General features: G+C 69.0%; 10 protein-coding genes. 4 read left to right on the forward strand and 6 right to left on the reverse strand.

From position 1 onward, the window contains the following. The 4 genes from AB0B35_RS20915 to AB0B35_RS20930 all read right to left on the reverse strand — a co-directional run bounded on the left by AB0B35_RS20915 (position 1) and on the right by AB0B35_RS20930 (position 3209). Positions 1 to 999, reverse strand: a complete 999-nt coding sequence (locus AB0B35_RS20915) for an ABC transporter substrate-binding protein (RefSeq protein WP_361047866.1) — start codon at positions 997 to 999, stop codon at positions 1 to 3. 42 nt (positions 1000 to 1041) lie between these two features. Beyond that, the gene (locus tag AB0B35_RS20920; protein WP_361047869.1) at positions 1042 to 1929 is read right to left on the reverse strand and encodes an ABC transporter permease; all 888 of its coding nucleotides are present in this window, start codon (positions 1927 to 1929) and stop codon (positions 1042 to 1044) included. A 163-nt stretch (positions 1930 to 2092) separates the two neighbouring features. Then, entirely contained in the window at positions 2093 to 2872 is a 780-nt protein-coding gene (locus AB0B35_RS20925) for a cupin domain-containing protein (protein ID WP_361047871.1), read from the reverse strand. Next, the gene (locus AB0B35_RS20930) at positions 2856 to 3209 is read right to left on the reverse strand and encodes a cupin domain-containing protein (RefSeq protein ID WP_361047873.1); all 354 of its coding nucleotides are present in this window, start codon (positions 3207 to 3209) and stop codon (positions 2856 to 2858) included. Before AB0B35_RS20930 ends, AB0B35_RS20925 begins: the two co-directional genes overlap by 17 nt. Before the next feature lie 294 nt (positions 3210 to 3503). Between AB0B35_RS20930 and AB0B35_RS20935 the strand changes: the two genes are divergently transcribed. Next, positions 3504 to 6530: a family 16 glycoside hydrolase gene (locus AB0B35_RS20935; RefSeq protein ID WP_361047876.1), complete on the forward strand. Its 3027-nt coding sequence runs from the start codon at positions 3504 to 3506 to the stop codon at positions 6528 to 6530. A gap of 57 nt (positions 6531 to 6587) precedes the next feature. Here the strand turns inward: AB0B35_RS20935 and AB0B35_RS20940 are convergent, their stop codons facing one another. Both AB0B35_RS20940 and AB0B35_RS20945 read right to left on the reverse strand, forming a co-directional pair. Continuing rightward, positions 6588 to 7067, reverse strand: a complete 480-nt coding sequence (locus AB0B35_RS20940; protein ID WP_361047878.1) for a hypothetical protein — start codon at positions 7065 to 7067, stop codon at positions 6588 to 6590. A gap of 47 nt (positions 7068 to 7114) precedes the next feature. Then, on the reverse strand, positions 7115 to 7900 hold the full coding sequence (locus AB0B35_RS20945; RefSeq protein WP_361047898.1) for an alpha/beta hydrolase: 786 nt from the start codon (positions 7898 to 7900) through the stop codon (positions 7115 to 7117). 365 nt (positions 7901 to 8265) lie between these two features. Here AB0B35_RS20945 and AB0B35_RS20950 point away from each other — a divergent pair, with 365 nt between their 5' ends. From AB0B35_RS20950 to AB0B35_RS20960, 3 genes are all read left to right on the forward strand, one after another. Next, positions 8266 to 9039: a 2-phosphosulfolactate phosphatase gene (locus tag AB0B35_RS20950; RefSeq protein WP_361047881.1), complete on the forward strand. Its 774-nt coding sequence runs from the start codon at positions 8266 to 8268 to the stop codon at positions 9037 to 9039. A gap of 113 nt (positions 9040 to 9152) precedes the next feature. After that, positions 9153 to 9395: a hypothetical protein gene (locus tag AB0B35_RS20955; RefSeq protein ID WP_361047884.1), complete on the forward strand. Its 243-nt coding sequence runs from the start codon at positions 9153 to 9155 to the stop codon at positions 9393 to 9395. 24 nt (positions 9396 to 9419) lie between these two features. Beyond that, on the forward strand, positions 9420 to 9899 hold the full coding sequence (locus AB0B35_RS20960; RefSeq protein WP_361047887.1) for an SPW repeat protein: 480 nt from the start codon (positions 9420 to 9422) through the stop codon (positions 9897 to 9899). Positions 9900 to 10093 lie beyond the last annotated feature (194 nt).

Raw genomic sequence — 10093 nt, forward strand, 5'->3', positions numbered from 1 at the left:
TCAGCCCTTCGTCGCGTACGTGCCGGACCAGTACTTGCTCGGCGCGCCCGCGTCCTTCAGCTCGGCGTGTTTGGTCATCAGGTCGATGGTCTCGGTCCATTTGGTCTCGGCGTTGACGCCCGGCGCCGTCGTGTCGACCAGCGGCAGGCACAGTGTGAGCTGCTTGATCAGCACGTCCTTGGCGGGTTCGTTCTCGGCGAGTTTCTCCATCGCGGCAGCCGCGCCCGGGATGTCCTTGGCCGCCTCGGCCCAGGACTTCTGGGTGGCCCGGACGAACGCCTTGACCAGTTCCGGGTCCTTGGCGAGAGTGTCGTCGTGCACGACCAGGCCGGTGCCGAGCAGGTTGAGCCCGAAGTCGGCGAACAGCAGGTGGTTGACCTTCTTGCCGGTCTTGGCCTCGATGGTGGGGGCCTGGTCGTGGAAGAAGCCCTGGATGGCGTCGACCTTGCCTTCGGCCAGCGCGGCGATCTTCCCGGCGGCGTCGACGTTGACCACCTTCACCTCGGCCGGGTCGACGCCGTTGGCCTTGAGCAGCGCGGGGAAGGTCGCGTACATCGCGTCTCCGGGCGTGCCACCGACGGTCTTGCCCTTGAGGTCGGTGATTTTGGTGATGTTCTTGTCGGCCAGGAACTCGACCGATGAGGGCCCCTTCTGCAGGAACACCCCGACGCTCTTCACCTTCATCCCGGTGGTGATGGCCTTGAGCAGCGGGGGAGTGTCGGCCCAGCCGAAGTCGGTCTGCTGCTGGGCCACGGCCTGGATGGTCTTGCCGGAGCCACCGCCTGCCTTGATCGTCAGATCTATGCCTTCGGCCTGGTAGAAGCCCTTGTCGAAGCCGTAGTAGAACGGCGCGTGCTCGCCGTAGGGGACCCAGTTGAGGGTCAGGGTGACCTTCTTGTTCTCGCCGGGCGCGGTGGGCTGGTCGTTGGTGCCCGGAGCGCAGGCGGCGGCGCCCAGCAGCAGCGTGAGCGCGGCCGCCAGGGCGGGAAGTCTTGTCATTCGGTTGGTCCTCCTAGCGCGGCGACGGGAGGCTAATCCCCGTCAGGATGTGGTGAGCGGAACCCCGGACCGCCTGCTGGCGTGCCACGGGATGAGTGCTGCCTCGGTCACCTCGACGATCGCGAACAGCACGATGCCGATCAGTGACATCAGGAACAGGTCGGCGAACAGCAGGGCCGAGTCGAGATTGCCGTTGGCAAGCAGGAGCACGTATCCCAGGCCTTCGTTCGCGCCGACGAACTCGCCGACCACGGCGCCGACCACCGCGAGGGTGACGGCCACCTTCACCCCGGCCATCAGGTGCGGCAGGGCATTGGGGAATCTGATCTTCTGGAAGGTCTGCCACGGGCTCGCGCCCATGGTCTTGGACAGGTCCACCAGTTCGGGATCGGTGGACCGCAGCCCGGCCACTCCGGAGATGACCACCGGGAAGAACGCGATCAGCACCGCGAGAATGATCTTCGGGGCCAGGCCGAAGCCGAACCAGACGATCAGCAGTGGAGCGATCGCGATTTTGGGAATGACCTGGGCGAACAGCACTATCGGGTAGAGCGCCCGCTCCATGGTGCGCGAGTAGGCGATCAGGATGGCGGTGAGCAGGCCCAACAGCACGGCCAGGACGAAGCCGATGACGGTCTCGTAGAGCGTGACGTAGGTGTTCAGCCAGAGGAACGCTCGCTTCTCGACCATCGTCTGCCACACCTGTGCCGGGGTCGGCACCAGGTAGTGCGGGACGGTGCCGCTCTCCGACAGCGCCCACCACCCCGCGAACACGATGCCCAGCAGCAGTGCGGGCCGCCACAGCGCATCGCCGAACCGGACCAGCCGCGTCAGCGGCTGGACGGGAGTCCGCAGGGCCAGCGTGGGTTGACCGGCCGCGCGCGCCGCCGCGCCGCCAACGGTTGATCCACTTGCTGATCCATCGTGCACGAGGGCTCCTCCGGGATGGACGGAAGTTTCCTGGCGATTACAGGGAAGCGCTTTCCGATGAACGGACACTAGAGAGGATCTCTCCGTCAGGCAAGGGTTGGCCCGGAACGTATCTTAAATATTTATATGAAGCGTTTGCAGTGCCGCCGGGCAGTCGGACCCGCTACCGGATCGGGTAGGTGTCCAGCAGCCCGCACATGCCGTGCCGGCCCTGCTCGCCGGGCGCGGCGAAGCCGTGCACCGCGGCGTCGGCCAGATGATCGGACCGTCCGGCGGCCAGCGCGTCCAGTTGGGCGGCGGTGTCCTGCGCGGCCCGCAGCGCCCCGGCGGCGAACCGCTCCCGCCACCGGGGCAGGTGCGGCGCCACCAGCCGAGCGGCCGCCCGGTGGAAGTCGTGCAGCGGCGCGAGGTCGCCGGCGTCGGCGGCCGCCCGTAGCTGCTCGAATCCGAGCACCGCGAGATCGCGCCGGGCGTACGCGGCGGCCAGCGTCGCGCCGGGCGTGCCGTCGGCCGGCGGGGCGTCGTCAGGGGCGCCGCCGCGGGGCAGGGCGGCGGCCGCGGCGTACCGCTCCGGGTCGGCCAGCACCGAGGGCGGAAACGTCAGCACCGCGTCGCCGGCCTCCGGCAGCCCGCTGTTCTGCATCAACACCGTGATCTCCAGGCCGCCGTGGTTGACCAGGCGATGGATGGTGCCCGGGGTGAACCACACCACCGTGCCGGGCCGCAGCGGTGTCTGCCGGAAGCCGCTCATCGTCAGCGTCTGGACCGCCCCGGCGCCGGCCTGCACCACGTACCCCTCGGTGCAGCACAGATGCAGGTGCGGGGTGCCGCCCACCAGGCCGTCGGGTGCGGTGGTGTCGTAGACCCGCAGCTGCGAGACGCCCACCCCGCCGGGCAGCGGCATGATGGCGGCCGGGGTGCCCGGCTCAGTCGAAGTATTCATCGGCGTCGTTCGCGGCGGGAAGGCAGACCACCAGGGCCCGCAGGTCGCCCAGTGCCCGGTGCCGGGTGCCGGGCGGGATCAGGAACGCCGACATCGGCTTCGCCGGATGGCGTACGCCGTCGAGCTCCACCTCGCCGACGCCGTCGAGGATCACGTACACCTCGGTCGCGATCCGGTGGTGGTGGGTGACCGCCTTGTCGACCTGCAGCAGATGGACGCTCACCGCACCGCCGGACTCGCCCACGAACGCCCGCCTGGTCGTGCCGCAGGAGCACTGCTTGGGGGCGATCTCGGTCAGCTGGATCGCGGCGCTGCCGGCCGGTTCCGGGGTGGTCATCCCGCTGCTCCTCGTCGTCGGTCGTGCCTGAGGCAAAAATCGGGAAAGGGTTTTCCCGACGGTGGGTAGACGCTAGTGTGCCGCGTAGATGAACGTCAACGTTTCGATGTGATGTCCGAGACGGCCACTCTCGCCGACCCCCGGAGGCAGTTCACGACGCGATTGCAGCGAGGTCCCTCGAGAAGACGACGTGGCGGCGCACGTCCCATCCGCGTCAGGCAACCCGCCTGATCCACCCGTCATCCGGGCCCGCGCGTGCGCTGCTGCCCGGGTGCGATCGCGACAAGGATCGCCATGAGTCCTTCACCCGTACCCCGAGCCGCCCGCCGTCGGGCCCCAGCCATCGCACTGGGGCTGAGCCTGCTGCTGCTGTCCGTGTCCGTGCCCGGGCCCGCACACGCCGCGATCCCACCGCAGGATCCCGGAGTCACGCTGCGCACCTACAGCCTCGCCACCGACCTGACCGTGCTGTGCACGCTCAAACCCGGGCAGACCCCCAACTTCGACAAGCTGATGCCGGTGATCAACTGGTCGACCCAGGCCGACTTCGGCGTCGCCGACAGATTCCTCACCCAGGTCGTCGCGAACATCAACATCACCACAGCCGGCTCGTACGCCTTCCGGCTCACCAGCGACGACGGCTCCCGCCTGCGCATCGACAAGAGCACCGTCGTCGACAACGACGACTCCGACAGCACCTTCACGACGGTCGTCAGCCACGACGGCGTGCACGGCACGTCATCCAAAGACGGCACCGTCGACCTGTCCGCCGGCTACCACAAGCTGCGCATCGAACACTTCGACAACACCGGCGGGCAGGTGCTCAAACTGGAGTGGCAGCCGCCGGGCACCACCCAGTTCGTCGTCGTGCCGACCACATCGCTGAGCACCGAATCCGGGGTCACCCGGGTGACCGCGCCGGGGACCAAGGAATGCGTCGAGGGCGCCGACACCCCGGGCGACGGGCTGCCGCTGGACGCGGTGCACCCCGATTACACGCTGACCGACCTGCGTCCCAGCGGATTCCAGCCGAAGGTCACCGGCATGGACTGGCTGCCCGACAACCGGCTGGCCATCACCACCTGGGGCGGCGACTACGGCACCACCCAGCCGCTCGGCGAGGTCTACCTGCTGGGCAACGTCACCGGCACCACCTCCGCCGCGCAGGTGACGGTGAAGAGGATCGCCACCGGGATGCAGGACCCGATGGGCATCAAGTACGTCGACGGCAAGCTGTACGTCTCCGAACGGTCCCGGCTGGTCGAACTGAACGACACCAACGGCGACGAGATCATCGACAACAAGCGGACCGTGGCGACGTGGCCGTTCGGCGGGACCTACCACGAGTTCGCGTTCGGCCTGCTCTACAAGGACGGATACTTCTACCTCAACCTGTCCGTCCAGATCACCCCCGGCGGCCGAACCACCAGACCGCAGCTCGCCGCCAACCGCGGCACCGCGATCAAAGTGAACAAGGCGACCGGCCAGGTCGAATACACGGCGAGCGGACTGCGCACCCCGAACGGCATGGGGTGGGGTCCCGAAGGTGGCATCTTCGTCACCGACAACCAGGGCGACTGGCTGTCGGCCAACAAGCTGATCCAGCTCAAGCCCGGCCGGTTCTTCAACCACTACAACGATCCGGCCGGTCCGTTCGACGCCGGCGCCGTCACCCAGCCGGTCCTGTGGCTGCCGCACAACGAGATCGCGAACTCCCCGAGCACCCCGGTCATGCTCACCCAGGGCCTGTTCGCCGGGCAGATGCTGTTCGGTGACGTCACCTACGGCGGCATCCAGCGGGGCTACCTGGAGAAGGTCAACGGCGAGTACCAGGGCGCGGTCTTCCGCTTCACCCAGGGACTGGAGGCCGGCATCAGCCGGATCACCCTCGGCCCCGACGGCGCGATCTACGCCGGCGGCATCGGCGACGAACGCGCCAGCAGCAACTGGCGCCAGCAGGGCAAGCTCCGCTACGGGCTGCAGAAGCTGACTCCCGGCAGCGGCAACGCCTTCGACATCCTGGCGATGCGGGCGGTGGCCGGCGGCTTCGAACTCGAATACACCCAGCCGCTGTCGGCCGCGACGCTGAGCGCTCTGACATCGCGGTACCGCGTCCAGCAGTGGCGGTACACCCCGACGTCGTCCTACGGTGGGCCGAAGGTCGATCTGGAAACGCTGAGCGTCACCTCGGCCATGCCCTCGGCCGACGGCCGGAAGGTCACGCTGCGCATCAACGGCCTGGAAGCCGGGCGGGTGGTGCATGTGCACTCGCCGCGGCCGTTCAGCTCGGCGGCCGGGCAGTCCCTGTGGAGCACCGAGGCCTGGTACACCCTCAACGCGCTGCCCGGCAGCACCTACGAGGCCGAGCAGGCGGCGCTCAGCGGCGCGAACGTCGGCTCCGAGCATGCCGGGTACAACGGATCCGGGTACGCCGACTACGCCGATGCGGCCAACACCGGCGGGTATGTCGAATGGACCGTCAACGTGCCGACCGCCGGAGCCCACACGCTGGCATTCCGCTACGCCAACGGCAAGACCGTCGACCGGCCGCTGGCCGTCGCGGTCAACGGCACGACGGCCAGTGCGGCGCTTGCGTTCCCGCCGACAGGCGCGTGGACCACCTGGCGAACCGCATCGCTGACCACGACGCTGCCGGCCGGGCAGGTCAAGATCCGGGTGACCACGACGGGCGCCAACGGCAGCAACCTCGACCACCTGGTCGTCACGCCGGTGCCTCGCATCTCCCTGTTCGACGGCGCCGGTCTGGCGGCGTGGGAGAGCGCGGACGGCAGCCCGGCGACATGGCCGGTGGCAGGAGGGTCCATGGAATCGCTGGGCGGGAACATCCGTACCAGAGCGAAGTTCGGCGACTTCAAACTCCACGGCGAGTGGCTGGAACCCGCCTACCCGCCGGAGGTCACCGGGCAGGCCCGCGGCAACAGCGGGTTCTACCTCCAGGAGCGCTACGAGATCCAGGTGCTGGACTCGTACGGCGACACCACCCTGGCCAACAACGAGGCCGGAGCGATCTACCTCAAGCGCGCCCCGGACCGGAACATGGCCACCGCGCCCAACACCTGGCAGACCTTCGACATCACGTTCCGCGCCGCGCGGTTCAGCGCGACGGGCACCAAACTCGAAGACGCCAGGGTCACCGTGGTGTGGAACGGCGTCGTCGTCCACAACAACGTCGCGATCAACGGCCCCACCGGCAACGGCCAGCCAGAAGGGGCGGCGCCCGGCTCCATAGGCCTGCAGGACCACGGCGACCCGGGTGCGAACCCCCGCTTCCGCAACATCTGGATCGAACCGCTGAGTTGACATACGACTCCGGTGCCGCCGCCGGTCTCCCGCGCGGCGGCGCCGGAGCGCTCCGACCTACGTGATGTGATCCCGGATGGCCGCGTGGATGTCGTCGAGCGACGAGCTCAACGACGCGCCCTGGATCACGATCGGGGTGCCGAACCGCGCCAGGTTGGCCCGTCCCTCGCCACGTAACCACGGCCGCATCCGCCAGACGGCGTCCTGGGGTTCGGTCGGGTCGATCAGCAGCACCGGCACCGGACGGGACCCGGTGACCTTCACATCCTCGCGGACGTCGGCGATCTCGTCCCAACCCAACGCGGGCCCCATCAGCGGCATCCGGAGGCCCTCATCGGTGATCACGAGGACCGGCACCCGCAGCAGCGTGCTCACCACGACCGGATAGCCGAGCAGGAGCAGGAACGCCGCGCCCGCGACCGACACGGCCAGTCCGCTGCGACCGCGCATGAGCACGCCGAGCAGCACCGGGACACACGCGAGCCCGAGCAGCGTCAGATATCGCGTGTCGGGTCGTATCCGGACCAGCATCGGCATCCCGGCCTCCCGCTGCCGCCTCATGATCGGCGTTGGTCAGGTCGACGTCAGTTCGTCGCGCGTACTGCTTTGAGGATGACGCCGGCCACGACGTCCGGGCGGGCGACCAGCGACAAGTGCCCGGTGCGCACCTCGGTGATCACGGAGTGGGCGCGGTCGGCCATGAACCGCTGCTGAGCCGGTGGAATCACCTTGTCCTGCGTGCCGAGCACCCACCAGGAACGGATGGTCTGCCACGCGGGAGCGCCCGACGGCTGCCCTCCGGCACTGAACGCGAACGGCCGCTGAACGGTGTAGAGGATGTCGGTCGTGCGCCTGGGCACGCCGCTGGCGAAGGACTGCGTGAAGACGTTCTTCTTGAGGTAGAGGTCGACGTCGCCGGGCGGTGCCTGGGGATACGGGACGAAGTCGAAGGTGGTGGCCGGGTCGCCGGACAGTGCCGAGTCGGGTCCGGAGAGTTGGAAGACGTTCTCGCCCTGGGCGGGTGCGAATGCGTCCACGAACACCAGGGCTTTGACGTTGCGGTTGCCGGTGGCGGCGTTGGTGATGACCGCTCCGCCGTAGGAGTGTCCGGCCAGGACGATCGGGCCCTGGATCGTGGACAGGAAGTCGGCGATGGTCTCGGAGTCGCCCGGCAGGCTGCGCAGCGGGTTGGGTGGGACGCGTACCACGAATCCGTCGTCGAGCAGCCGTGCCGTGACCGCGTTCCATGACGAGCCGTCGGCCCATGCGCCGTGCACGAGCACGATCGTGGGCTTCGATTTCGGATATCCGCCGCCGGCGGCCGAGGCGGCACCGGTCGCGGTGAGGGTCAGGGACGTCAGCATGACCACGGCGAACAACTGGATCAAGTGTAGCCAACACCGGCTGCGGACCCCTGAGGACGCGTTGATCTGTTTCACGGTGCCTCCTGCGAACGTTTCCTGTCGAGCCGATCCGCCCGCACACCTGACGCTCTGGCGATCAGTCCGTTACTCAGAGCACACATTTCGCGATCGCTCATGCCGTGCGGCGCTCCCGCTTATCCGCAATCCGTGTCAGCGAGCTCAGGTCCACCAGAAAGCCGGGCAGGTGAGGTGCAGCGCCCATGGGACCGGTGACGCCGCATCCGGCAGGCGGTGCGGGGTCGCCGGTGTCCAGCCGAGCGCGTACCGGTGCCGCCGCGCCGTCGGCTGAGCAGGTGCCGCATGATTTCCTGATGATCACTCCCTATCAGCAGGCCGGCTACCGCGTGCGCGTCGACTGGGGTCCGCAGGGCGCCGACGCCGTGGGCGCCGGAGCCACCCTGGTGGCGGTGGTGGACGTGCTGTCGTTCACCACGGCGCTGACAGTCGCCGCCGACCAGGGCATCGAGGTGTTCCCGTACCGGTGGCGGGACGCGCGGGCGTTCGAATTCGCCCGAAGCCACGACGCGCTGCTGGCGGTGGGCCGCTCCGAAGTGGGTCCGGATCACCCGGTGAGCCTGTCGCCGGCGACGATCCGCTCCGCTACCGGGGTACGGCGGCTGGTGCTGCCGTCGCCCAACGGGTCGACGATCACCCAGCGGCTGGCCGAGGCGGGCGCGACGGTCGTCGGAGTGTCGCTGCGCAACGCCGCGGCGGCCGCGGCCTGGGCGGTCGCACACCTGGCCGGGGCCGACGACGCGGTGGTGGCCGTGGTCGCCGCGGGTGAGCGGTGGCGGGCCGACGACACGCTGCGCCCGGCTGTCGAGGACCTGTGGGGTGCGGGCGCGTTCGTCGGCGCGCTGGCCGGCCACGGGTTCGGGCCGCTGTCGCCGGAGGCGGAAGTCGCCGCGGGGGCGTACCAGCAGGTGGCGGGCCGGTTGCCGCAGGCGCTGCAGGACTGCGCCAGTGGTCGGGAGCTGATCGGCTACGGATATCCGCAGGATGTGGCGATCGCCGCCGAGGTGGCCGGCAGCGGGGTGGTTCCGGTGCTGGACGGCGTGAGTTTCCGGCCGCAGCACCTGGCGTGAACAAATGCGCTGCTGGCGGGTGCGCTGACCGGTCTGTGGCCGGCCGGGACGGTCACCGGGCCGGTGCCGCCGGTGCTGGCGACACCGGGACGGTCACCGGGCCGGTGCCGCCGGTGCTGGCGACGCTCGCCGACGAGCGGGCGATGCGGCAGCGCGTCGCCCGGCTGGTACGCGACCCCGCCGGGCCCGGTGCCGCGACGGCCGTCGACGCCTATCGCAAGGCGCTCGCGTTGGCGACGCCCGATGGTGCGGGCACGACCACGGGCGATGGGCGCGCCCTCGTTCGCGCTAATGGGTCGGCGATGGCCCTGACCAGCGTAAAGTCAGCTAAGGTCGGCCTTAGGAAGGCTGTTTGATGTTGTCGTTCGGAGGTGTTTAGCATGACTGTTCGAACCCCTCGCATCGAAGATCATCCGGACCTTGCGGAGCTTCGGCTGCGGTACGAGGAAGCTGCCGAAACCCCGACCGCACAGGTAGCGGAGGGTCTGACCTTTCTGTCCGGTCTCTACCTCGCCATCTCGCCCTGGGTAGTGGGCTTCACCGGCAACTCCAACCTCACGGCGAGCAACATCATCTGTGGTGTCGCACTGGCCGTGCTGGCCCTGTGCTTCGCCACCATGTACGGACACTCGCACCGGATTGCGTGGGTCGCCCCGATCATCAGCGCATGGGTGATCGTCTCGCCCTGGCTGGTCAGCGGTCCCACGCCGAGTACCCGCGCCATCGTCAGCAACGTCATCGTCGGCCTGGTGGGCCTGGTGTGCACCATCGCCATGATGTCCCTGGGCAGGCGAAGGGTCGCCGACACGGCAGGCCTGAGCGCATCGGCGCAGTCATACCGAGAGGTGCCGCGGCCGTAGCTTCCGTTAGCCGGCCCCGGCGGTGTCGGACGCCGTGACCTCTTCTTCCGACACCAGCGCACGGGCGGCTGTTTAGCGCCGCCGCCGTTGGCGGCGCTAAGGCCACATCTCATTTGGTGCGGGTGTGACCTGTGATGCAGCATGTCGTTTGTGGAGCAGACCGCCGTGAGCCAGTGGGCGCCCGACCGGTTGTG

The sequence above is a fragment of the Catellatospora sp. NPDC049133 genome (assembly GCF_040648455.1).
GTDB lineage: Bacteria > Actinomycetota > Actinomycetes > Mycobacteriales > Micromonosporaceae > Catellatospora > Catellatospora aurea.

What these genes read in the sequence shown, in the direction of transcription:
- AB0B35_RS20915 (WP_361047866.1), bottom strand. Translation starts at nt 999, where the DNA reads ATGACAAGACTTCCCGCCCTGGCGGCCGCGCTCACGCTGCTGCTGGGC.
- AB0B35_RS20925 (WP_361047871.1), bottom strand. Translation starts at nt 2,872, where the DNA reads ATGAATACTTCGACTGAGCCGGGCACCCCGGCCGCCATCATGCCGCTG.
- AB0B35_RS20930 (WP_361047873.1), bottom strand. Translation starts at nt 3,209, where the DNA reads ATGACCACCCCGGAACCGGCCGGCAGCGCCGCGATCCAGCTGACCGAG.
- AB0B35_RS20935 (WP_361047876.1), top strand. Translation starts at nt 3,504, where the DNA reads ATGAGTCCTTCACCCGTACCCCGAGCCGCCCGCCGTCGGGCCCCAGCC.
- AB0B35_RS20940 (WP_361047878.1), bottom strand. Translation starts at nt 7,067, where the DNA reads ATGCCGATGCTGGTCCGGATACGACCCGACACGCGATATCTGACGCTG.
- AB0B35_RS20950 (WP_361047881.1), top strand. Translation starts at nt 8,266, where the DNA reads ATGATCACTCCCTATCAGCAGGCCGGCTACCGCGTGCGCGTCGACTGG.
- AB0B35_RS20960 (WP_361047887.1), top strand. Translation starts at nt 9,420, where the DNA reads ATGACTGTTCGAACCCCTCGCATCGAAGATCATCCGGACCTTGCGGAG.